The organism is Mycobacterium sp. HM-7, assembly GCF_053852335.1.
The window spans coordinates 4,199,134-4,221,781 of the sequence record NZ_CM132657.1 but is presented as its reverse complement, the minus strand read 5'-3'; the positions used below and the strand labels follow the sequence as shown (position 1 = coordinate 4,221,781).

The following is a 22,648-nucleotide window of genomic DNA, read 5'->3' as shown; positions in this document are numbered from 1 at the left end:
TCACATCCGGAAGACGCCGTAGCCGCGCTGGCCACGAACTTCGCCGTTGTGGATGACCGACAGACAGAAACCGAGAACCGTCCGCGTGTCGCGAGGATCGATGATTCCGTCGTCATAGAGGCGACCGCTGTTGGCCAGGGCGACGGATTCCCGCTCGATTTGTTCCTCGACCGCGGTGCGCATCTGGGCGTCGGCGTCCTCGTCGAAGGGCAGCCCGCGGTCGGCGGCGGACTCGCGCGCCACGATGGACAGCACTCCGGCCAGTTGCGCCGGACCCATGACCGCCGACTTCGAGTTGGGCCAGGCGAACAGGAACCGCGGCGAGTACGACCGACCGCACATGCCGTAGTTCCCGGCACCGTACGACGCACCCATGGTGATGGTCACGTGCGGGACAGCGCTATTCGACACGGCGTTGATCATCTTCGCGCCGTCTTTGATGATGCCTCCCTGCTCGTACTCGGCGCCGACCATGAATCCGGTTGTGTTCTGCAGGAAGATCAGGGGCGTGTCGATCTGATTCGCCAGCTGAATGAACTGCGAGCCCTTCTCGGCCTCCTCACTGAACAAGATGCCCCGCGCATTGGCGAGGATCCCGACCGGAAAGCCGTGGATCGAGGCCCAGCCGGTGACCAGCGACGTGCCGTACAGCGGTTTGAACTCGTCGAAGGCCGATCCGTCGACCACTCGGGCGATGACGTCGCGGGGGTCGAAGGGAACCTTCGGATCAACCGACGCGATGCCGAGCAGCTGATCGGGGTCGTACACCGGCGGGTGCGGCGGCAATGTGGGCCCGGTGCCACACTTCCGCCAGTTGAGCCGCGCCATGATGCGCCGGCCGATGCGGATCGCATCCTGCTCGTCCTCGGCCATGAAATCGGCCAACCCCGAAGTGCGCGCGTGCATATCGGCGCCGCCGAGCGATTCGTCGTCGGAGACCTCTCCGGTGGCCATCTTCACCAACGGCGGACCGCCGAGGAACACCTTGGAGCGATTGCGCACCATCACGACGTAGTCGCACATGCCAGGGATGTAGGCACCGCCAGCGGTCGAATTACCGAAGACCAACGCCACGGTCGGCAACCCTGCTGCGCTGTGCTGTGTCAGGTCGTGGAACAGCTGCCCGCCGGGCACGAAGATCTCCGCTTGTGTGGGCAGGTCGGCACCGCCGGACTCGACGATGTTGATGATGGGCAGTCGGTTCTCCCGCGCGATAGCCATGCCGCGGAACACTTTTCGGAACGTGTACGGGTTCGATGCGCCCCCACGAACAGTGGGGTCGTGAGCGATGATCATCGACTCGATTCCCTCGACGATGCCGATGCCGACCACCACACTGCCTCCGACGGGGAACCGGGTGCCCCATGCGGCGAAGGGGCACAGTTCCAGGAACGCCGTGTCGGGATCGAGCAGGAGTTCAATGCGTTCTCGGACGAGCAACTTGCCCCGTTTACGATGCCGCGCAACGTACTTCGGTCCGCCACCGGCATTGGCCTGCGCCAGCTGCTCCGCGATGGCGTCGAGTTGAGCGCTCAGGCCGTCGCGGTTCTCGAGGTAGCCGGGCGCCGTTGCATCGACGTGATCGGGTAGGACGTGAACCAAGGTATTCCTCCGAGCGAGCATCGACGCCGATCTGCTTACGCGGTAATGTTAGCCACAATTAACGTCGGGTGACAACCGTGGCAGAACATGCCTCGGGTCGAGCAGGAGGAGCATCACGATGACCCAGTTGGACGAGCAGTCGGGCACCGCGGTGGTCAGCCCGTGGGAGACCCCTGAGCGCCGCGCCCTGACCGATCTCGCGCAGGCCTTCACACACAAGGAGATCGCCCCGTACGTCACCGAATGGGAGGAGGCCGGAGAACTACCACGCGAATTGCACCGCAGCGCGGCTAAGGCGGGCCTGCTCGGTATCGGCTTCGCCGAAGAAGTCGGCGGCGCCGGCGGCGACCTGCGCGACCTCGTCCTTCTCACCGAGGGCGTGATGGAGGCCGGCGGCTCGTCGGGGGTGCTGGCGAGCCTGTTGACACACAACATCGCCTTGCCGCACATGGCCGCCCACCGAGATCCGGACCAGGTCCGCCGGTTCGTCGCGCCCACTCTCGCCGGCGAGAAGATCGGCAGCCTCGGCGTGACCGAACCCGACACCGGTTCCGACGTCGCGGGGATCCGCACGACCGCAGTTCGCGACGGCGATCATTACGTCGTCAACGGAGCGAAGATGTTCATCACATCGGCGGTGCGCGCCGACTTCGTGACGACGGCCGTGCGCACCGGCGGCCCTGGCGCAGGCGGAATTTCGCTGCTCGTCGTCGAGCGCGACACACCCGGATTCACCGTGTCGACCAAGCTGAAGAAGATGGGCTGGTGGTGCTCGGACACCGCCGAACTGGGCTACGCCGACGTGCGTGTCCCCGCAGGCAACCTCGTCGGCCCCGAGAACAGCGGCTTCATCCAGATCATGCAGCAGTTTCAAGTTGAGCGTGCCTTCATTGCGGTGCAGTGCTACGCCACGGCGCAGCGCTGCCTCGACCTCACCCTGCAGTGGGTGAAGAAGCGCGAGACGTTCGGGCGAGCACTGTCAACCCGTCAGGTCATTCGCCACAAGGTCGTCGACATGGCTACCGCCGTTGACGTGGCACGCACCTACACCCGTGCCGCCGTCGACCGCATCGTTGCGGGCGACACCGATGTGCGTATGGTGTCAATGGCCAAGAATGCGGCCGTCGCCGCATGCAACCTCGCGGTCGATACCGCCGTTCAGTTGCACGGCGGTATGGGCTACCTGCGTGAGACCGAAGTCGAACGCCACTACCGCGATTCGCGCATTCTCGGCATCGGCGGCGGCACCACCGAGATCATGAAGGAGATCATCGCCAAGCAGATCGGTCTTTGAACCGCCCAGGGTTCGATGCACACCATCGTGTGTCTGAGGGGTCTTGAAGGTTCGGTTGACGCCTGATATCTGAGGATCGTGGGGTTCTCGGTGGAAGGATGCCGATCATGGCGAAGGCGTATCCGGAGGAGTTCTGGGACGATGTGGAACCGAAATTAGCTGCTCAATCGGAATGAACCACTGTCGCAACGGGATTGCGAAGAATGATGGCCAGATGCAAACGCGTTGACCGCCAACTGCGATTTCATCGGCAATCGATCGAGTAACCAACTATACGATTAGAAAACACGCCGTTGACCGCACAGATGTAGCTTGCCCTCGGTCGTAACGTGTTAAGTGATATCGATGAGCCACAACTGATTTGGCCGATCGGCGGTGAACACACGGTGCACGAACCCGGGATCATCAAAATGGGGTTGCGACCGCCCCTAGAAACCACCCCGGAGCAGGCTGCGCAGAATTCAACCGGAGCTGACACTCCGGTGCACACCGTGCTTGTCGGCCAGCGCCCTAATCGATAGCCCCTCCACCCGATGATCCAGGCGGATCGCCACGAACTGCTCCACTTTTGATCGCACCCTTTCGAACCCTCACCTTCGAGATCACCAATCCAGACCATCCGGATCCGTGATCACCGTCAGATGAAGCCACTTCGAGCCGTCCTCCCGTCACCTCCCTGTCAATGGAAAGGTTCAAGAACATGTTGGACGCCATGGGTTCTAGACATCTTTGACGGGTTCAGGACTTGCTTGACGGGTCTGGTTTGATCTTGATTTTGTGACTGATGAGCTGCCGGGTAGTCCCGGCGACTGGGTGACCGAACACCGATACCGCGCCGTTCTGCAGGTTCTTGAATGCGCGCCGAAAGCTCAGGTTGCTCGGGAGTTTGGAACCTCGCGCCAATCGGTGCACTCCTGGGTCGCCCGGTACCGGGTCGGCGGGCTGGCTGGGTTGGTAGACGGTTCACGCCGGCCTCATAGCTCGCCGAATGAGCTCGCGCCCGGCATGGTGGCGATGATCTGCGAGCTGCGCAGGACCTACCCACGGTGGGGCCGCAACGGATCGCCCATGAGATCGGACTCCGTGACATTGAGTCTTCACCCTCGCGATCAAGCGTGCATCGGGTTCTGGTACGTCACGGCTTCGTGGCCGCCCAGCAGCAGAACCACAAGCGCAAGTACCGGCGCTGGCAGCGCGATGCCGCTGTGGTAGCTCGACATCATGGGCGGGGTATTTCTGGCCGATGGAGGTGAGTGCAAGTTGGTGACCGGGATCGACGATCACTCCCGGTTCGTGGTGATTGCCACGGTGGTGACCAAGCCCTCGGCGCGCGCGGTGTGCCAAGCCTTACCGCAGCGATGACACGTCATGGTGTTCCGTCGGAAGTGTTGACCGACAACGGGAAACAGTTCACCGGCAGGTTCACCAAGCCCTATCCCGCCGAAGTGTTGTTCGAACGGATCTGCCGGGAGAACGGGATCACCACCGGGCTGACCAAACCACGCTCACCGACAAGGACGGGCAAGATCGAACGCTGGCACAAGACCCTGTGCCGTGAACTGCTCGACGCCGCCGGAGCGTTCTCCGACGTCGAGACCGCACAAGCATCGATCGACGCGTGGGTAAACGGCTTCAACCACACCCCGGCCGCATCAGTCACTGGCCATGGCCGCCCCGGCGACGCTGTTTTGGCCCGCTCCCATCGCACCCGTCGCTGCGCTGCCGACGCTGGTGGACCCACTGACGTCTTCAGTGGTCGATCGTGTGATCCACCCCAGCCGGTGCCGGCACCGGCGTCGGTGGTGCACTCAGACAGTCTGGTCGACAACGATATTCACGCTGTCGAATGGGAAGCCGACCTCACCCCACGCGCGCGATTGGTGTTGCCCGGCAACCAACAGATGAAGTTCACAGCAGCCCTGGCGCGGCGCACCGTCACCATCTGGGCCAACGACCGGAGCATCCACGTGATGCTCGACGGACGCTGATCCGGAACGGCCCCTCGCGATTGTCCGAACACGACCTGCGTGAGCCCGTACGCCGCGGTGCACATCTCGCCGGAGCCGAACCTGCCCGAGGCGCCGTCTCCATGGCCATGCTCACCACCAGTACAGCCATCGAAGTGCACCGCACGTTCCGTGGAGGTCGATTTCGTGGAAGACATTTCGGGGAAGACGAGGCCTGTCTGTACCGCGGCTACCAGGTGCGGAGCCCTGACAGCAGACTAGTAGTCGCGGTCGTAAGTTCGTCGGGGGTTAGGTCCAGGCGGCCCTGCCGGCATCACACCCGCCGAGACGGCCGAATCAACCGGCCATTCGGCGTATGCTTTCCCGATGACTTCCGTCGTGATGGGCGGCGTCGCGCAGAAGAGCCATCCGCGACGAACCCGAAGGTGGCCTGTCGCCCCGACACTACAGGACGGGTGTCCAGCCAAGCTGCATATGCAGCGGCCACGTTCGGATAATTGGACGGGTCACGAAGGCTACTAAGTCAGGATCACGAGTGAAAGGGCGATGCGGTGGTGACGGGAACGGTGCAGAGATCGATCGGCGCGGCAGTCCTTGCGGCCCTAGCGTTTTTGGCGTTTGCTCAGCCGGCTGCCGCTAAACCGGCACCGGAGATCGAGTTCACGTACAACGTTGCGTTTCGACGCCACTATCAGTTCCCGAACAACGATGCAGTTGGATATGGACGCACAATTTGTGATGCTATGCAACGAGGCGATACCTACGGTGTGGTCGTCGCCGATGTGCGGAATGAGATCACACCCAATGACGAGGAATCGGTGAACTACCTTGTAAGTAACGCAGTCGATATTCTTTGCCCAGCCCAGATCTGGGAGCTGCGTCAATCAGCGGCCGGCTATCGGCCGGAGCGGTAGCGCCCGACGAGAAGCCCCATCGCGTCAGATGGACAGTCCAGAGCGTCGCCGAACGGTCGAGAAGCTCGACTTTCTCGGCTTCACTCCCGCCAGGGTCAGTTGTGTCAGACCGAGGCCGATTCTGCATTGTTGTCACGTTCTCGGGCAAAATGCGTGATCTCTCACAGCCGGAGCAGCCGTCGGTGAGACGCTTCATCTCAGACACACGGGCCTACGTCGAACGGTGTCGCGCCGAAGGGCGCACCACCAAGGAGATCCGACGTTGCCTCAGGCGCTGTCCTGCCCATCACCTCTACCAACCTTGCGGAGACTTGCACCGAGCCCGCGACCACACCGCACCCAGCGGTCAGCCACCAGCCATCTGTGTTCCCAACTTCTCAGGTCAGCACTTGGGGTTGACCCCGCGTGCCCGGCAGCGCGATCCTGGAGTCAGGAAGTGAAGGGGTATCGGGTGGCGCTCTACCGGGCCAGTCACGACGACTACAAGACTCGTTTCTGCCCACCTCAATCATGAGCGGCTCAGCAGAAGACGGATGGCGAAGCCCCAGTTTCGTGCTGAGCCGCCGTAGCGCAATCGGCACAGTCGCAACACTTCTCCGTCGGGCAGGACACCGTCGATGTAGGCGAAACCGGCGCGGTAGCGCAGGTGTATCTCACGCAGTTGCGGCCACCGTCGGCGGGAATGCTCGGTCAGCCGTTGATGGAAGGAGGCCTTGGTCGAGTCGGGGATCGTCGCCATCTGCTCATCGTGGACCACCTGGGCGAATGGTGATGTCAACGACGACGGCGTGTCGCGTCCGGGTAGCGAACGCGATTGCGGGACAACGGAACCATGACGATAGCCAGTGCGTTCATCATCGAGTTGAGCTCGTTGGACGAGTCTGTTCTGCAGGCCAGGTCCCGGTCGGCGACCACGGCGCACCGTGAGGTGATCCGCGCACCGATGGTACTCGCGGCAGCGCAAGGGCGCCACCAACTCCGCGATCGCCGCCGGGGTAGGTGTGCACGTCGACACGGGTGCGCAAATGGCGCCGCCGGTTCACCCAGACAGGTCTGGGCGGGCTCGATGACCTGCCCCGCAGCGGACGGCGCCGAACGGTTCACACCGGTGCAGGTCGCCGAGGTCAAGGCACTAGCGTGCACGCTGCCCGCCGAGACCGGTGCGCCGTTGTCGCGGTGGTCGAGCACTGAATTAGCCGGCGAGGTGATCGGTCGTGGGATCGCCGAGACGATCTCGCCGGCTACGGTGCGCCGCTGGCTGGCCGCTGACGCGATCAAACCCTGGCAGCACAGATCCTGGACTTACCCGCGTGACCCCGACTTCGCGATCAAAGCCGCCCGGGTACTCGACCTGTACGCCCGGTCGTGGCACGGCAAACCCCTCGGACCCGGCGACTACGTGATCAGCGCCGACGAGAAATCCCATCTGCAAGCCCTACACCGGCGCCACCGCGGACAACTATCAGCACCCGGGCGGACCCGGCGCGTGGAATTCGAGTACCGCCGCGGCGGCACCCTGGCCTATTTCGCCGCCTACGACGTCCACCACGCCCGGGTGCTCGGCCAGATCGCCCCCAAGACCGGTATCGACCTCTTCGAGAAAGTGGTGGCCCACGTCATGACCACCGAACCCTATGCGTCGGCCCGGCGGGTGTTCTGGGTCGTGGACAACGGCTCATCGCACAACGGGACACGCTCGATCGAACGCATGCACACCACCTGGCCGACCGCGACCTGGTGCACCTACCGATCCACGCATCCTGGCTCAACCAAGTCGAAATCTACTTCTCAATCTTGCAACGAAAGGCCATCAACCCCAACGACTTCGAAGGCCTCGACCAACTCGCCGCAGGTCACTGTGCTGGAGGCGACGGATCGTGTACTTGAACGGGTTATCGCGCCGGAGGTGTCGGCGTTCTTCACGCGGATCCACCGCGACGCGGGCGTGGACATTAGGACTCAGGCCCTCGTCGAAGCCTTCACCGGCAACGGCAACGTGCGAGAGGTAGTGCTGGCGGACGGCGCATTACTTCCTGCCGATGTGGTGATCGTCGGTGTCGGCGTGGTACCCAACACCGAACTCGCTTCAGCCGCAGGATTATCCGTCGATAATGGCATCGTGATCGATGACCAGGCCCGCACCAGCGATCCGGACATCGTGGCCGCCGGCGACTGCACCAGCCACGTGATGGCCCGATACGGTTCACGCATTCGGCTGGAATCGGTGCCGAGCGCCGGCGAGCAGGCCAAGATCGCCGCGGCGACCATCTGCGGGAAGCGCAGCGCCATCGCTGCGCTACCGTGGTTCTGGTCCGACCAGTACGATCTCAAACTCCAGATCGCCGGTCTGAACACCGGATACGACGAAGTCGTGCTCAGCGGCGATCCGTCGCGCCATAGAGAATTCAGTTGCTTTTACTTCCGTGATGGCGAACTCATCGCCGCCGACTGCGTCAATCGACCACGCGATTTCATGCTTGCTAAACGGGCCATCACCAAATGTCTTCCCACCGACCGCGCCGAACTCCTGGCCGCTTCGGAAACAAGTTCGGCCAGCGGGAACTAATGAACCACATCGCGCGTAACTACCGGACCCACGTGTTCGGTGGGCATCTGCGCGCAGTCAGGTACGCTACGCGCATAGCGCGTCAGGCCGGGCTCTGTGCTTTGGCCGCCGCCGCATCGCAATGTGTGGCACAGCTGGCTGTGACGTGATCACGAAGGCAGACGTGTCAACCGGATTACACGGCGGTGACGATCAACGCGTACACCCGGCACCGACCATCACCTGTATCGGTGAGCGTACCCCGGCAGCCGAAGTCGGTCTCGCATTCCACCCCGCATCGCCGTCGGCGACGGGTGTCCTTGCGGCCAAAACCGCTATTTATGTCCGACTGGTACACCAACACCACTCGCCGGACGCAAGCGATTGGAAGGCCGACAACCGCGAAGAGTCCTCACCAGTCTGCTTGTGAGCGTGACACGTCAGATCGCCCCACAATTTCTCGAAGCGACCTGCGGCCGACCAGATTTCACCGCGCGCTGAAGCCGAGCCGACTGCCGCCGTATTCGTGCCAAAGACGAAACACAGCGCCACGACATTGGCGTCCGCTCCGTCGTCAGAACCTGACGAGACCTCGGATGTTGCGGCCCGATCGCATGTCTTCGTAGCCCTGATTGATCTGGTCGAGCGTGTAGTCGCGCGTGATTAACTCGTCCAACTTGAGCGATCCGGCGTTGTAGAGTTCGACCAGGCGGGGAATGTCGTGCGCCGCGTTCGACGAACCGTAAAGTGCGCCTCGAATTTGCTTCTCGTACAGTGTCAATTCTAGAAGAGATCCCGACATCGACGTTTCCTCGGGGTGCCCGATGGCGGTGACGACGACCCGGCCGCGCTTACCCACGAGAGCCAACGCCTCGCTGATGTATGCGGCTTCAGCGACATCCGTCGTAAGCACGCACACGTCGGCGAGCTTGCCTCTGGTGATATCACTAACGAGATCCCACGCGTCGTTCATCGACGTCGCGGTGTGCGTCGCTCCGAACGTCGTCGCTTGCTGCCGTTTGAATTCGACCGGATCGACCGCCACGATCGTGAGGGCGCCGGCGATCCGGGCACCTTGGATGGCATTCATGCCGATGCCCCCGGCTCCCACGACCACGACCGTATCGCCCGCGCGCACTTCTCCTGTTCGGACCGCCGAACCGTATCCCGTCGTTACGCCACATCCGATCAAGGCGGCCTTGTCCAAGGGGGTGCCCTGATCGATCTTGACCACTGACGACTTCGGAACCACCGTGTATTCGGAGAACGTACCGAGCAGACACATCTGGCCGACATCCTCGCCGCGCGAGTGAAATCTGTACGTACCGTCGATCTGCGGACCCATCATGAGCGCCGCGCCCATGTCGCAGAGGTTCCCCATACCGCGCGCGCAGTAAGAGCATGTGCCGCAGGCCGGTAAGAACGTGAGGATTACCGAGTCGCCTTCGGCGATATCATCGACCCCTGCGCCAACTTCGACCACCGTTCCGGCGCCCTCGTGGCCGCCGACAACTGGGAGAGGGAACGGGAGATCTCCGGTGACGAGGTGTTCGTCGGAATGGCACAATCCGGTCGCCGCCAGTTGAACTAGAACCTCACCCGCCCCGGGTGGATCGAGATCGACCTCCTCGATCTCCCATTTCTGTCCCAGGCCCCAAAGTACTGCAGCACGTGTTTTCATCCGTCGACCTCCTGTACAAGTAGATTCTTTGAAATGTAAAACCGCTTCGAAGTAAAATCGGATAGTCAGACCAATTGGTTTCAGTGACGCCCCAGAAAAGTTTGTTGCCGCACCGCTCCTACGCGTCGAGAAGATCCTGCCTGTTGGCGCCGTCCAACATCGATCGGTACTCCGGGAACAGATTCTTGGCTTGCGGAATCAGTTTGATCAACTTCGGCACCGGTCCTTTCGCGCGGACCGTGCCTTTAGCCATCGCCATCGCCAGATTGAGCTTGCCGAGCCAGAATCGGTTGCCGGTATCGGCCGTCATGAACAACTCAACGTTTGGAGTGACCGAACTGTGCGAACCGGTCTCGACAAGTTTGTTGGACATATCCACGGTGATCTTCGCGTCAGGGTCGGTGTAGTGAATCCGGAGTATTACACCCGATTCAGCGAGCTTGCTGGCGAGGGTGTCCTGTTCCATTGCACGCCGGAATATTCCACCCAGATAGGTATAGACTTCATCCTCATCGACAAAAACGGCCATCGATAAACTCCTTCTGTCGTTCGTTAAATGCGCTGTCGCGCAATGCTTCAGCACGACTTGACGTATGGGAAACCCCAGCTGACAAGGTCACGTGACCGGAGTCGTCACTCCGTCGTGGTCGATGTCAATCGGGATCTGAGATCAGAGGCGAACGCTCAAATACCAGAGCCCTCACACTTCGATCGCTACTTCTCGGATACCGCTCAAATTCAGTTAAGTCAATCACCTGCGATGCGAATATGGCAAGGGCGCAAGCACATTCGCCGTCCATGCTTTGAACGGTATCGCCGATCGCCGGCCTCAATCACGGAACCTTGCTTGCCACCAGACAGGACGCAGTGCGGCACTCTTGGAAGCCACGTGTGCGGTCGATACCATAGTTGGTCATCATCTCGCCTATTCGCTGCGCCGGGGCCGAAACTCACCTGCCGGTGCCACGGTGCGGAAACGCGGCCGTTTTATCAACACCTGTGCAGCTCAGAATCGGTGTTCGTTGCGGAAGCGTCAGAAGAGTTTGCGGGCCAGTTTCCAAGCCAAGTCCGAATACGGAGGGTAGACCAGCCTGGACAGATCTGGACGGGTCGTTTTGGTGAGGACCGACTTGCGATGGCTAAATTCCTCGAAACCGAACTTGCCGTGATAAGCCCCGATCCCAGACGGTCCAACTCCACCAAACGGCAACCGAGTAGTGGCGAAGTGAAAGAGCAGATGATTCACCACCATGCCGCCGGCGGGCACGTCCCGGATCACCCGCTCGCGGATGGACCGGGATCGCGTGAACAGATAGGCCGCAAGCGGTTTGGGCCGCGCGTTGACGAAGCGGATCGCTTCATCGAGATTACGAACGGAAACGACAGGCAATACGGGCCCGAAGATCTCCTCGGTCATTAGAGGCTCGTCCAACGCGGGATCGACGACAACGGTCGGCTCGATCTCCAACGCGTCCCTGTCGCAGCCGCCGCCTATAACCACATCGCCAGTCGTAGCGGCAATCGCGCCCGCCAACCGGTCGTAGTGACGCCCGTTGACGATCCGCTTGCCGCCGACAGATTCGGCCTGGAACGCTTCGACGGACTGTCTGATTCGATCCACCAGCTCGTCTTTGATGCTGGTTTCGGCCAGCACATAGTCCGGCGCGATGCAGACCTGGCCCGAATTAATCAGCTTGGTCCACGCGATCCGCTTAGCCGCCACGTCGAGATCGGCATCAGCAGCTACGATCACCGGGCTCTTACCACCGAGTTCGAGGGTCACCGGAGTGAGTTGGGCGGCCGCGCTTTCGTAGACCTTGCGTCCGATCTCGGTACCACCGGTGAAACAGATCTTGTCGAAACCCTGTTGGATGAGCTCCTGGCTGACTCCGCCGTCGCCCTCCACGACTGCGACCGCGCGCGGATCTAGGTAATGCGGAACCAGTTCGGCCATGAGGGTCGATGACGCCGGCGCCAATTCGGATGGCTTGAGCACGATCGTGTTGCCGGCGGCGATGGCACCGACCGCCGGCCCGAGAGTTAGCGCGAATGGGAAGTTCCACGCGCCGATGATCAGCACAGTGCCGTAGGGCTCGTACTCGATCCATCCGCGACCTGGTAGCTGCGAAAGCTCGAGGCGTCGGTATTTGCGGCGAGCCCATTTCGCCACGTTCTTTGCGGCGTCAGTCGCTTCGGCCGACACACTCGCGACATCGGCGAGCCAGGCTTCGAACGGCGGACGGCCGAGATCCTCGTCGAGCGCGGCGGAAATCGCCTGCTCGTTGTCTGCCACAAGCGCGTGAAGAGCCAGTAACTGCCGCTTGCGCCACCCCACGTCACGTGTGAGTCCGTCGGCGAAGGCCTTGCGCACCCCGGCAACGGAGAGCGAAATCCTCTCGGCCGCAGATGAAGTAGCTTCTGGAGATACCCTGATTGTTGTCACTTAGGTCCTCAACCTCCCGATCGTTATCTGTATGGTAGCCAACCGCGGTATGAACGTCGACACCAGTTTGTTAGCAGCAGTTACGGGCTGGACGGCGCGCATCGTCTTGCCGACGACCGACGATGCCGCTCGGGATGAGGAGATTGCTTGAAAACCCAGGCGTCCGCCCGACAATCAGTGCAATCAGTGACGAAGGGTGCGGATAGACGGCGGCCCATTCCGCCCTTAAACGCTGTCGCGACTCGTCAAGACGTCTACTTGTTGGGCATCGATGCTTGCTCGGGTCGAGCTTCTAGGTTAATTTGAGTTCACTCGACGCTACTGAGTCATGGCCTTCGGGCCCAGGTAGTAACTGAACCCACCTTGCGGAGATGGCCACTGTGCAACCGTCCTACATGCGACGCTGGAGGCGATACCAGCTCGTGAACTCTCGGTCGTGCGCGATGACGCTGCGCACGTTCGTCCGTATGCTGCACCACCCGGTCGCGGGCTGCGTACACCCATGCCAGACACTGCTGTCGGCGCCGGTCTCGGTGCCGCCTAAGGCGAGATTGTTCCCGTTCACGGTACGGACCGCACGCACGAACAAAGTAGGCTTCGTAAAACGGTACGTCGGTCTCGACGGAAAGCCCTACCTGCCGACCGACCTCTCGCCAAACGCAACACAACACCGAACGTGGCAGGACATTTCGCTGCCACCAATGCGATAGGGGAAACCGCGTGCTCGGCCGCACTACGAAGAGATCCGCATCGTCACTCCCCGAAGAGGACGGTCCTCTTGAAGCGGATGAACATCAGACGCTGAACGGCGACGACGAAATTGTGGAGGGTGACACCGCGACGAACGCGGCCACACAGACCGATCTCGAGCCTAGCGACGCGGAGTCGATTCCGGCCGCACCGGATGACGATGGCGCGGTGCTGCATGTGTACCGCATGGCCATCAACGTGGGAATCGCAATCGTAGTAGCCCTCGGCGCCCTCGTTGGCTGGCTCGGATTCGAGGTGAACCGCAATGACCGCGTAGCCGATCAGCGCGCGATCTTCGAGCAAACGGCTCGGCAGGGGGCAATCGATCTGACCACTCTTGACTGGCGCCAGGCGGACGCGGACGTCAAGCGCATCTTGGACGCCGCGACCGGAACCTTCCGCGACGACTTCGCTTCGCAATCTAAACCGTTCATCGATGCCGTGAAGGACTCGAAGTCTGTGACCACAGGCACAGTCACCGCGTCGGGCTTAGAGTCGGCGACAAAGGATACAGCCCAGGTAATGGTCGCTGTGAGCGTCCGAACATCTAGCGCGATGGCGCCGGAGTCGGACCCACGCACCTGGAGGATTCGGATCGCCGTTCAAAAGGTGGATAACGAAGTCAAAGTAGCGAACGTGGATTTCGTTCCGTGATCCGGCAGCGGAGAAAGCCGGCGGCCGCTAACAGTCTCGCCGTTGAAGGGGACGCCGCCGACTACGCCCACACGGTACCGGAAGCTCCTGCAGCAGACGGCGCGCCGGATATTCGAGACGAGCCCGGAGATCGAGAATGCGGTGAAGAAACTGGGAACGAACTGGATCCGGGATCGCAGACTTCAGTGGTCGAAGTTAGGCGGTGTCCGAAAAGTTTCCGAAAGCTAGTGGCGTTCGTACTTATGCCCGCTGTAATGCTGGCACTTGCTGTCACGGCTGGTTTACTGTCTTACCACTATCGGACGGCGCGGGTCACACAAAGCGCGGCCCAATCCTCAGTGCAGGCAGCGAAGGACGGAACCGTGGAACTCCTGTCCTACACTCCCGATAATGTGAAGGCGAAGCTCACTGCGGCGCGGGATCTCCTGACCGGCGACTTCCGAAACACTTACACGTCGCTCACCAACGACGTCGTCATACCTGGAGCACTACAGAAGCGAATCTCGGCGACCGCTGAGGTGCCTGCGGCATCCACGACCTCAGTCACTGCCACCCATGCAGTCGTTCTGGTTTTCATCAACCAGACCGTGGTGATCGGCCACGATGCGCCATCGGAAACCGCATCCGCAGTCGAGGTGACGTTGGACAAGTCCGGGGATCGTTGGCTGATCTCCGGTTTCGAGCCGAAATGACATTATGAGAAATACGGCGTGCGCCTACACGTCTGGGGCAATCCTAATCGCGATGTGCGCGATGCCGTTCGCGCAGCCTGCATGGGCGGACAATCAGCGCCTCAACAACGGCGTTGCGGCCAACGTCTACACCATTCAGAGACAGGCCGGCTGTACCAACGACGTGGTGATCAATCCGCAACTGCGGTTGGCCGCACAGTGGCACACCATTGACGTCCTCAACAACCGCGGTCTCGACGGTGATATCGGATCCGACGGCTCCACCGTCGCGGACCGCGCGCGGAACGCTGGCTATGCTGGTGTCGTAGCCGAAACCGTCGCGATCAATCCGGCGCTCGCAATCAGCGGACTAGAGATTCTCAACCGGTGGTACTACGATCCCACCGCGATGTCGACCATATCCAACTGCGCGAACACGGAAATCGGTGTCTGGTCGGAGAACAGCCTCGATCGAACGGTCGTCGTCGCCGTGTACGGTCAGCCCGCTGCGGCGATTAGCCGTCAATGACGGCTGCACGCGACCCTGGAGCGGACAAGACATCCGACGACGGCTTCCCGCGACCTAGCTTTCGCGCTGGCAGTCAAGGGTGAGTGTGCGCGTTGTTGATTGGCCGGGCGGGTCGCTCGGCTTTTGACGCGATGAACAGTGCGTCGGTGTTGGTTGGCGGGGGCCGTCGTGTTCCGGCAGGCTGATTAGTCGCCGTGAGCGGCAGGCTTTCGTGTGCGCCGTGATGGCGGCCCAGGGCGAGCGGGCGGCAAGCTAGTTTGCGCCGTCGTGCGGCATAGCTATCGTGGCCGTCACCGTTCGCCGCTGAGCCTTCCTTGACGATAGCGCTGTTCATCGAAGGGTTGTTGGGTTCGAAGTAGTCGGTATGCCAGGCGGCATGCATGGCGTGCGAGCGCGACGCGGGCCTGGATCGGGGCCATGCCGCGCGCTCGTAGTTCGGCGTCGCGTTCGGTGAACGACGGCGAAAATTGCGAGAGGCCCCAGGCAATACCCATCAGGGCATCGCGGTGCTCTGCCAGTCCTTGTCGAGAGATTCGGCCGCGTCGGTGCAGGGTGGCTGACTGGTAGAGAGCAGGCGCCAAACCCGTTGCCGAGTAAAGATGATCGGCATCAGGGAACCTTTCGATAGGCAAACTGTGTGCGGCGAACGCCGCCGCGCGGATCGAGGCGACGCCGGGAAGTGTGGTCAGGATCTGGCCGTCAGTTTCGGAAAGCAATGCCCCGATTTCCAGGTCGATAGCATCGATGTCCTCGCGCAGACGGCGATAACGATCCAAGTCGCGGGTCAACCGACGAGCGCGTTGTTCGGCATCGGCCGGCGGAGGCAGACATCGGTGCCATCGTTGCAGCCAGTAGCGAGCGGTCGTCGTTGTCAAGGGCCCAGGTGCCCGGCACATCAATGACCGAAGTTGCGGTGGCCGTCCGGCAAATGCGGCAGCACACGCCAGCACCGCCAAGCCAGTCGAGGTCTCCAGCGCCAGGGACCGGCCGTGGCCCGACGGCGCCGACAATCCAGGGCACAGGGCGTTGAGTTGCTCGTGCAGACGCTGTCGAGCGACCTTGCGGTCGGCCACCAACCCGCGGCGATGCCGCACGGCGGTGCGGAGCGCTTCGACCCCGAACAGCTGGCCGTATCGTCGACCACCACCTTGGCGTGCCATGTACGTCAAGGCTGCGCAGTCACGATCATCGGTCTTGAACCTGCCCGAACCCAGTTGTGTACGAGCCGATTTCGTTTCCGAGGGAGCAAACAGTCGTACCGAACCTGGATGCCGACGTTCCAGTTCAGTGACCCATGGCCGATGCAAACTGCCCGTCGCCTCGATCGCAATCACCGGCACGCCCGGACCGTGCTTGTTCAGTACCAGCTCGAGCTGGGCGATGCCATCGCGCGAGACCGACAGCGACATCGGATCGGCGAGCAACCCCGAACCGTTGCTGATCCACACCCGACTGAACACCTTGCCCGGATCTACGGCGACGATCACCGTCGATGGATCAAGCGCAACTCCTAACACCGCCATCAGTAGCCTCCTCCGAACCGAACCTCCATCGAGGATCCGCCCAGCGACTACTCATGGCCTATCAGCTGAGCGCGAGCGCGGGTCACGACCCAGGTTCAGAGTGGCGCTAACCGTCGTTGCCAGTCGCCGACTGCGAGCCTGGCAGCGTGCTTGGTGGGCCAGGCGTATCGGTGGCAGAACTCCGATTTCAGTGTGCTCCAGAAGGATTCGGCCTGGGCATTGTCCCAGGGTGTACTGCGTGCCACGGTCAGCGTGGAAGATGACCTGTGCGGGCAAGGCCCCACGCAGCGCCACTGCCATCGACGGTGCGGACTCCACCAGATCGGTGCGCATGTGGTCCTCGACTGCCCAACCCAGGACCCGCCGCGAGCACCCGTCGTCGAACCGCGCACAGGTACAGCCAGCCCTCACCGGTGGGCAAGTACGTGATGTCCGAGGTCCAGACCTTGTCGAGCTCACCGCGGTCGAATCGACGGTTGACCAGGTCGTTGGGGCGGTGTGCGTCGAGGTCGACCACGGTGGTCACCGGGGTGAACTTCCGCGGGCTGATCCCGGCCAGGCGTTGGCGGCGCATCGAGGCCGCCACCGTCTTGCGGGAGATCACCTCCCCGTCTTCACGCAGATCGGCCAGGATGCGCGGTGCGCCGTACACCTGATCGGAGGCGTCGTGGAAACCCTTGACCTTGACGTCGATCGCCTCACGGCGCTGCTGGGCCGGCGTGGGCCCCGCCGCACGGGCTGTGCGCCACTTGTAGAAGCCCGACCGGGACACCTCCAACAGTCCAGTCATCCGCACGATCGTGAAGTTGGCCTTCTCCGCTTCGATGATCCGGTACATCTCTACCAGTTCTGTTCGGAGGCGAAGAAGGCTGCGTCCTTTTCAAAAACGCACGGTCCAAACGCAATTCGGCGTTCTCTGTGCGCAACCGTTCTCACTCTTTGCGTTCATCATCGTCGAGCACCTCGGGATGATCGGATGCCGACGCCGATGTTGTCCACGGGGGTGGGGTCGGCCGGGTGGCGTTTCTGCGCATTGCGGACAGACGTTATCCGTGACTAACATCACGACGCGAATCCGCGGCTTCCGAATGGTCTGCTTGATAGCCTGCCCCAATGAGTACTCCGATGGGGCCCGATGACGACGAGCCGCTGTTCAGCCTCGAGTTCGGGAAGCTCCTTTGTGCGGGCTGCCGTGCGATGAACCGTTGTCGATTCGGCATGCGTTTGCACCGCGTCGCCGAGTGCGACGCGGTTGAAGGTACGGCGTGGTTCGCGCCAGACCACGAGGGAGCCGGGGGCGTCGTGCACGGCGGGTCAGTGATGGGCGCACTGGATGAGGCATGCGGTGCGGTGCCGATCGCTGCGGCGGTTTTGGCGGTTACCGCCGAAATGGAGGTCAAGTTCCGGCGCCCGGTTCCCCTGGAGCGTGAACTGCGTATCCACGCCTGGCCAGAATCGCGCGATGAGCGCGGCCACTGGATTATTCGTGCCGAGATCCTACTGCCCGAGACAGACACGTTGCTGTGCCACGCGCGGGCACGCTTCGTCGAACGGGACCCCGTCGAGCACTATGGTCGATTCCGGCGGTGGCTCAATGGTGAGCCCGGCCCATCTGGCGGCGAGCAGGCTGTCGTTCCTGTCACGAATCCCATGTGAACGCACCTCATGGTGCGGGAAGCTGTCGGACATGGCGCGGCGGTCGCGGGAAAGCACGTCGCCCGGCTAGATCTGCCATTCGTACCCGGATCGCAGTTCACTGCCATCCACTACGGCGAACGCATCGCCGTAGTCGCTGAGGTACCCTAGCATCGGTGCTCCGTTAGCGGCTGGCGCATATAAACCTAGAAAACCCCGAAACCCCCATCGCCCCAGGGGACTTAGCGCTAGAAGTTGTTAGTGGCCCTTTTCCGATCGCATTCGTTGGTCTATCGTCTCCATCAGTAGCGATCGACGGTTAACAACGCTGATTGGCGTCGAATGACATCAATCCGGGCCGCATCCTTACCGAAGACGCACGAAGCGCCGGAGGTGGAGAAAGTCGACGTGCTCGTTTCGGCTCGGGTTTTGCGGGGCTCTGCCAACTCCAGTGCCTCCGCACGCAGCGGCTGTCAGTGAAGGTTTACCGAGTCGGGATCGCCAGCGTCGATGGCGCGGGCGCAGGCAGCTTCCAGACGGTCCATGCCGTGCTTTTCGCGGAGCCGCGGTGTCCCCTGAGCGGCGCGCAGGCGGTGGATCGCATTGGGTGACAACAACTCACCGATCACCAGTTCGCAGGCCGGGCCGACTTCGGCGGCGATCTTGCGGCACCAGGTCGGGCCTTGCAGGTGGAAGGCGATCTTCTCCGGAGGGTAGTGCTCCAGGTTGGTTGCCCGCCTCGACAGGTGCAGCACGTGGGTGGCCACGACGTTCTGGTCACGGAAGATTTGCACGATGTCGCCGCTGGTGCGGGCGTGCCGCCGTTGCCCGATCAGCCGACATGGCACCGAATACAGGGGCTTTGCCGATTTTCATGTGGGTGTCCGAGCCCACCACCCCAATGGACCATACCGATAGCGTGAACGGCGCCGCCGGTAGCGGTGCCAGCTCACCTGCTTCGAGGCTTCGAATACCCGCACCGGCTGCCCACCATCGAGAGCCCACGAGTTCCGCATTCCGGCGACCTGCAGACTCCACCGGATCGCTTCGGCTTACATCGCCGTGATGCTGGTGAATTCCCTTCCCCGCCAGAAAGACGCGCACGTACTGCATGGGGCGTTCGACCCGGGGTTTGTTGTTGGGCTTGCTGGCCCGTGCCGGATCGATCAGCGTGCCGTAATGCGCCGCCAGTTCGGCGTAGGTGCCGTTGAGCTTCGGGTCGTAGAGATCGGGCTTGTCGACCCCGGTCTTGAGATTGTCGATCACCAACCGGGCCGGGACCCCGCCGAAGAACTCAAATGCCGCCACATGCGATGCGCACCATGATTTTTGGTCCATCTTGAGCACCGGTTGCAGGAACAGATGCCGCGAACAAGACAGCACCATCACGAACGCCCATACCGCCACCCGCCGGCCGCTGCCCGGATCGAGCCACATCCCGAGCTTGCCGTAATCGGTCTGCGCTTCGCTACCCGGATCCACCGGACCACGCGGCACCGTCACCTTCTGTCGTGCCGCTTCCTCTGCGAAATATGCTGCGACCCAACGCCGCACCGACGACTCCGCACCGCGCATCCTGGCCGATCTGCGTGAAGACGGGGAGGTGATCTCCCGCAAGACGGTGGCGGCCTCGATGCGCCGCCAACGCCTGGCCGGGATCAGCCCGCGGAAGTTCACCCCGGTGACCACCGTGGTCGACCTCGACGCACACCGCCCCAACGACCTGGTCAACCGTCGATTCGACCGCGGTGAGCTCGACAAGGTCTGGACCTCGGACATCACGTACTTGCCCACCGGTGAGGGCTGGCTGTACCTGTGCGCGGTTCGACGACGGGTGCTCGCGGCGGGTCCTGGGTTGGGCAGTCGAGGACCACATGCGCACCGATCTGGTGGAGTCCGCACCGTCGATGGCAGTGGCGCTGCGTGGGGCCTTGCCCGCACAGGTCATCTTCCACGCTGACCGTGGCACGCAGTACACCCTGGGACAATGCCCAGGCCGAATCCTTCTGGAGCACACTGAAATCGGAGTTCTGCCACCGATACGCCTGGCCCACCAAGCACGCTGCCAGGCTCGCAGTCGGCGACTGGATCGAACGGATCTACAACCGCCGACGAAGGCACTCCAAGATCGGCATGATCAGCCCAATCGACTTCGAGCACCGCCATCATCAGACGGCACAAGCCGCCTGACCCCGTGTCCACCATCCGGGGGCAACCTCACACTATGCCTTCACGGAACTATTTTGATAGTATGTTAACGACCAATAACTTCGGCTCAACCTGGGCGCTGCGGAGATGACTTTGAGAGTGGGGAGGTGGAGGTGAGTCGATCGCTGTCGGATGCACCGCGGACCGAGTATTCGACGTTCGGCCCGGCCGGGGAGCTTACGGAGAAACGAGCGCGGGTACCCTTCCTCATGGCGCAGGGACAACAACATGAGACACCACCTTGACTTCAAAGGTGTTGTGGCAACGGCAATCTCACCTTCGGCGTCGAAGCCCGCTGTAGCTGATCCGGTGCGGAATTGCTGATGTTCGCCCGCTTCTGCCGTGCCTCATCGGTCCTCCCTCAAGTGGCAACCGTCTTCGGCGCACTTACTGACCACGCCAACACACTCAGGGATGACCAAACAACGCGATTCCAATTTATAGCCACTGCACGCGAAGCAAGAGTTAAGGCGATCGATCCTTCGGAACGCCGCAAGGCGAGGGGTCGTCCAGCATTCGCCACGACAAATGAGACAAATGAATTGTCCAACCTCAATCCCACACGACCGGAGACCCCACACGATGCGTCGACCATTCGAAGACGGTTACTTCACGATGCCCGACGGCCACGAACAGCCGCGGTTGATTGGTTCCTACAGCCAAACCGCAGACAAGTACTTCTTTCCACGTCGGCGCCGCTGTCCGCTGACGGCAGGGGCTGTGGAGGATGTCCTGCTGTCGCCAACCGGTGAGCTGTACGCCTGGACCTTCGTAGAGTCGGCGTGGATGGGGAAAACGCGTTTCAGCTCCACCGGCGACGGCCACGGTGTCGGCCAGATTGAACTGCCTGAAGGCGTCCGTGTGCAGTCCATCCTGCGGGGCGGAATGGGTGACTGGGAGATCGGGATGCCCATGCAACTCGAGGTGTATCCCCTCGTCACCGAAGCCGACGGCACCGAGTTGTGTTCGTTCCGATTCGGCCCGGCGGGACAGGAGACACCCCAGTGATGGCTCGCGATGTTTATGTGATCGGCGTCGGGATGGTGCCGTTCGGCCAGCCGGACGCCAATGCCGCTGACCTGGGCTTTGAGGCGGCGGTAAACGCGCTCGAAGATGCAGGTATCGGCTTCGAAGCCGTGGGCTATCTGTACAACGGGTACATCAGCGCCGGTCTGCTCACTGGTGTCACACTCGCCAAGGATCTCGGTCTCACCGGCATCCCCATCTCTCACGTGGAGAATGCTTCGGCAACCGGATCGTGCGCCTTCCACGAGGCGGTCCAGGTGGTGGCGGGGGGTAGCGTCGATGTTGCGATGGCGCTGGGTTTCGACGACCTCAACCGAGCTGCGCCGGCTATCGGGGGCGACAAGCCGGGTATTGGCCAAGTGATTCTTCCGGCCGCGTTCTTCGCCATGTGGGCGACGCGGCGGATGTACGACGTGGGTACGACGGTCGAGACCTATGCCGCCATCGCCGCAAAGAACTGGAATCACGCTCGCCTCAATCCATATGCGCAGCGGCGGGCTGATCATGAGGTCACCGTGGAAGAGATTCTCGCTTCACGCATGATCTCCTACCCACACACCTCAAAGATGGCCTGTGCCGCTGGCTCAGGAGCTGCGGCCGCCATCGTCGCAACCCGAGAGGTGGCAGAGCGACTGGCCGGTTCACGTCCCCTGATTCGGGTGGTCGCCAGTCAGCAGCAGTCCGAGCAGTACGTCGACGGCCACATCTTCATGGGCGCGGTCGTCGGTCCGGGTGAACTCACCCAGACCACGGCCAAGGCCGCCTATGAGGAGGCCGGCGTAGGGCCGGCTGACCTTGATCTCGCCCACGTGCACGACGCTTTCCCGATCGAGGAACTGATGTACTACGAGCTTCTGGGTGTGTGTGAGGCAGGGGAGGGGGACAAACTCGTCGCCGAGGGGGCGACAAGTTTGGGTGGTCGGATCCCGTTCTCCACCGACGGCGGGCTAATCGGTCGCGGACACCCCGGTGGTCCGACCGGCCTGGCTCAGATCTGGGATGTGACGCGGCAGCTCCGGGCCGAGGCGGGGCCGCTGCAGGTCGAACGAGCCCGCACCGGGCTCGCTCACATGATGGGTGCTGGCGCGGTCTGCGTAATTCACATTCTGCAGTCCACCGCGTAGCCGGCGGCTCGGTAGCGCAGACCTTCGAGTTGGAGGGCCACACCATGCTTGCGACTAACACCGCAAGCTTCGCAGCGGGGAC

15 protein-coding genes and 5 pseudogenes are annotated in these 22,648 nt (G+C 62.3%); 11 read left to right on the top strand and 9 right to left on the bottom strand.

Going from position 1 to position 22,648, the window contains the following annotated elements; translation table 11 throughout:
- The gene (locus ACWW1C_RS20320; protein WP_082763686.1) at nucleotides 1–1,602 is read right to left on the bottom strand and encodes an acyl-CoA carboxylase subunit beta; all 1,602 of its coding nucleotides are present in this window, start codon (nucleotides 1,600–1,602) and stop codon (nucleotides 1–3) included.
- Nucleotides 1,603–1,720: 118 nt separating this feature from the next.
- Here ACWW1C_RS20320 and ACWW1C_RS20315 point away from each other — a divergent pair, with 118 nt between their 5' ends.
- From ACWW1C_RS20315 to ACWW1C_RS20305, 3 genes and pseudogenes are all read left to right on the top strand, one after another.
- Entirely contained in the window at nucleotides 1,721–2,896 is a 1,176-nt protein-coding gene (locus ACWW1C_RS20315) for an acyl-CoA dehydrogenase family protein (protein WP_260939849.1), read from the top strand.
- A 777-nt stretch (nucleotides 2,897–3,673) separates the two neighbouring features.
- Nucleotides 3,674–5,030, top strand: a pseudogene (locus tag ACWW1C_RS20310) (IS481 family transposase); the annotation flags it as partial.
- 384 nt (nucleotides 5,031–5,414) lie between these two features.
- Nucleotides 5,415–5,777 (top strand): DUF732 domain-containing protein, encoded by a 363-nt coding sequence (locus ACWW1C_RS20305; protein WP_260973475.1) that lies wholly within the window; start codon nucleotides 5,415–5,417, stop codon nucleotides 5,775–5,777.
- Between the two features lie 508 nt (nucleotides 5,778–6,285).
- Here ACWW1C_RS20305 and ACWW1C_RS20300 read toward each other — a convergent pair.
- Entirely contained in the window at nucleotides 6,286–6,516 is a 231-nt protein-coding gene (locus tag ACWW1C_RS20300) for a hypothetical protein (RefSeq protein WP_162563499.1), read from the bottom strand.
- Nucleotides 6,517–7,629: 1,113 nt separating this feature from the next.
- Here ACWW1C_RS20300 and ACWW1C_RS20295 point away from each other — a divergent pair.
- Nucleotides 7,630–8,343 (top strand): annotated as a pseudogene (locus ACWW1C_RS20295) (NAD(P)/FAD-dependent oxidoreductase); the annotation flags it as partial.
- Nucleotides 8,344–8,896: 553 nt separating this feature from the next.
- Here ACWW1C_RS20295 and ACWW1C_RS20290 read toward each other — a convergent pair.
- From ACWW1C_RS20290 to ACWW1C_RS20280, 3 genes are all read right to left on the bottom strand, one after another.
- Nucleotides 8,897–10,003, bottom strand: a complete 1,107-nt coding sequence (locus ACWW1C_RS20290; RefSeq protein WP_260939843.1) for an NDMA-dependent alcohol dehydrogenase — start codon at nucleotides 10,001–10,003, stop codon at nucleotides 8,897–8,899.
- Between the two features lie 118 nt (nucleotides 10,004–10,121).
- Nucleotides 10,122–10,532 carry an SCP2 sterol-binding domain-containing protein gene (locus ACWW1C_RS20285; protein ID WP_061003262.1) on the bottom strand — a complete coding sequence of 137 codons (411 nt, stop codon included), beginning with the start codon at nucleotides 10,530–10,532 and terminating at the stop codon, nucleotides 10,122–10,124.
- 504 nt (nucleotides 10,533–11,036) lie between these two features.
- Nucleotides 11,037–12,395 carry an aldehyde dehydrogenase family protein gene (locus ACWW1C_RS20280; protein ID WP_234785433.1) on the bottom strand — a complete coding sequence of 453 codons (1,359 nt, stop codon included), beginning with the start codon at nucleotides 12,393–12,395 and terminating at the stop codon, nucleotides 11,037–11,039.
- Nucleotides 12,396–13,166: 771 nt separating this feature from the next.
- Between ACWW1C_RS20280 and ACWW1C_RS20275 the strand changes: the two genes are divergently transcribed.
- The 3 genes and pseudogenes from ACWW1C_RS20275 to ACWW1C_RS20265 form a co-directional block, all read left to right on the top strand.
- On the top strand, nucleotides 13,167–13,850 hold the full coding sequence (locus ACWW1C_RS20275; protein WP_061003258.1) for a hypothetical protein: 684 nt from the start codon (nucleotides 13,167–13,169) through the stop codon (nucleotides 13,848–13,850).
- Between the two features lie 254 nt (nucleotides 13,851–14,104).
- Nucleotides 14,105–14,542 (top strand): hypothetical protein, encoded by a 438-nt coding sequence (locus tag ACWW1C_RS20270; protein WP_260973653.1) that lies wholly within the window; start codon nucleotides 14,105–14,107, stop codon nucleotides 14,540–14,542.
- Between the two features lie 4 nt (nucleotides 14,543–14,546).
- Nucleotides 14,547–15,026: pseudogene (locus tag ACWW1C_RS20265) on the top strand (CAP domain-containing protein); the annotation flags it as partial.
- A 314-nt stretch (nucleotides 15,027–15,340) separates the two neighbouring features.
- Here ACWW1C_RS20265 and ACWW1C_RS20260 read toward each other — a convergent pair.
- The 3 genes from ACWW1C_RS20260 to ACWW1C_RS20250 are packed head-to-tail and all read right to left on the bottom strand — an operon-like array spanning nucleotide 15,341 to nucleotide 17,363.
- Nucleotides 15,341–16,573 carry an IS110 family RNA-guided transposase gene (locus tag ACWW1C_RS20260; RefSeq protein WP_082762236.1) on the bottom strand — a complete coding sequence of 411 codons (1,233 nt, stop codon included), beginning with the start codon at nucleotides 16,571–16,573 and terminating at the stop codon, nucleotides 15,341–15,343.
- Nucleotides 16,574–16,624: 51 nt separating this feature from the next.
- Complete coding sequence (locus ACWW1C_RS20255; RefSeq protein ID WP_407667541.1) at nucleotides 16,625–16,930, bottom strand: hypothetical protein; 306 nt, start codon at nucleotides 16,928–16,930, stop codon at nucleotides 16,625–16,627.
- Nucleotides 16,821–17,363 (bottom strand): IS3 family transposase, encoded by a 543-nt coding sequence (locus ACWW1C_RS20250; RefSeq protein ID WP_260939838.1) that lies wholly within the window; start codon nucleotides 17,361–17,363, stop codon nucleotides 16,821–16,823. The genes ACWW1C_RS20255 and ACWW1C_RS20250 overlap by 110 nt, the downstream gene beginning before the upstream one ends.
- 323 nt (nucleotides 17,364–17,686) lie before the next feature.
- On the opposite strand from ACWW1C_RS20250, the gene ACWW1C_RS20245 reads away from it, so the two are divergent.
- On the top strand, nucleotides 17,687–18,229 hold the full coding sequence (locus tag ACWW1C_RS20245) for a PaaI family thioesterase (RefSeq protein WP_082761949.1): 543 nt from the start codon (nucleotides 17,687–17,689) through the stop codon (nucleotides 18,227–18,229).
- Between the two features lie 473 nt (nucleotides 18,230–18,702).
- Here ACWW1C_RS20245 and istA read toward each other — a convergent pair.
- Nucleotides 18,703–19,774 (bottom strand): annotated as a pseudogene (gene istA, locus ACWW1C_RS20240) (IS21 family transposase); the annotation flags it as partial.
- Between istA and ACWW1C_RS20235 the strand changes: the two are divergent.
- The 3 genes and pseudogenes from ACWW1C_RS20235 to ACWW1C_RS20225 all read left to right on the top strand — a co-directional run.
- Nucleotides 19,773–20,398, top strand: a pseudogene (locus ACWW1C_RS20235) (DDE-type integrase/transposase/recombinase); the annotation flags it as partial. The pseudogenes istA and ACWW1C_RS20235 overlap by 2 nt on opposite strands.
- Nucleotides 20,399–20,998: 600 nt before the next feature.
- On the top strand, nucleotides 20,999–21,424 hold the full coding sequence (locus ACWW1C_RS20230) for a Zn-ribbon domain-containing OB-fold protein (RefSeq protein WP_061009849.1): 426 nt from the start codon (nucleotides 20,999–21,001) through the stop codon (nucleotides 21,422–21,424).
- Complete coding sequence (locus ACWW1C_RS20225; RefSeq protein ID WP_110917514.1) at nucleotides 21,424–22,566, top strand: thiolase family protein; 1,143 nt, start codon at nucleotides 21,424–21,426, stop codon at nucleotides 22,564–22,566. Before ACWW1C_RS20230 ends, ACWW1C_RS20225 begins: the two co-directional genes overlap by 1 nt.
- Nucleotides 22,567–22,648 lie beyond the last annotated feature (82 nt).

Bases quoted from the DNA above. Each gene is read 5' to 3' on its own strand.
- ACWW1C_RS20315 (WP_260939849.1), top strand. From the start codon at position 1,721: ATGACCCAGTTGGACGAGCAGTCGGGCACCGCGGTGGTCAGCCCGTGG.
- ACWW1C_RS20300 (WP_162563499.1), bottom strand. From the start codon at position 6,516: ATGGCGACGATCCCCGACTCGACCAAGGCCTCCTTCCATCAACGGCTG.
- ACWW1C_RS20290 (WP_260939843.1), bottom strand. From the start codon at position 10,003: ATGAAAACACGTGCTGCAGTACTTTGGGGCCTGGGACAGAAATGGGAG.
- ACWW1C_RS20285 (WP_061003262.1), bottom strand. From the start codon at position 10,532: ATGGCCGTTTTTGTCGATGAGGATGAAGTCTATACCTATCTGGGTGGA.
- ACWW1C_RS20270 (WP_260973653.1), top strand. From the start codon at position 14,105: ATGCTGGCACTTGCTGTCACGGCTGGTTTACTGTCTTACCACTATCGG.
- ACWW1C_RS20260 (WP_082762236.1), bottom strand. From the start codon at position 16,573: ATGGCGGTGTTAGGAGTTGCGCTTGATCCATCGACGGTGATCGTCGCC.
- ACWW1C_RS20250 (WP_260939838.1), bottom strand. From the start codon at position 17,363: ATGACTGGACTGTTGGAGGTGTCCCGGTCGGGCTTCTACAAGTGGCGC.
- ACWW1C_RS20245 (WP_082761949.1), top strand. From the start codon at position 17,687: ATGAGTACTCCGATGGGGCCCGATGACGACGAGCCGCTGTTCAGCCTC.
- ACWW1C_RS20230 (WP_061009849.1), top strand. From the start codon at position 20,999: ATGCGTCGACCATTCGAAGACGGTTACTTCACGATGCCCGACGGCCAC.
- ACWW1C_RS20225 (WP_110917514.1), top strand. From the start codon at position 21,424: ATGGCTCGCGATGTTTATGTGATCGGCGTCGGGATGGTGCCGTTCGGC.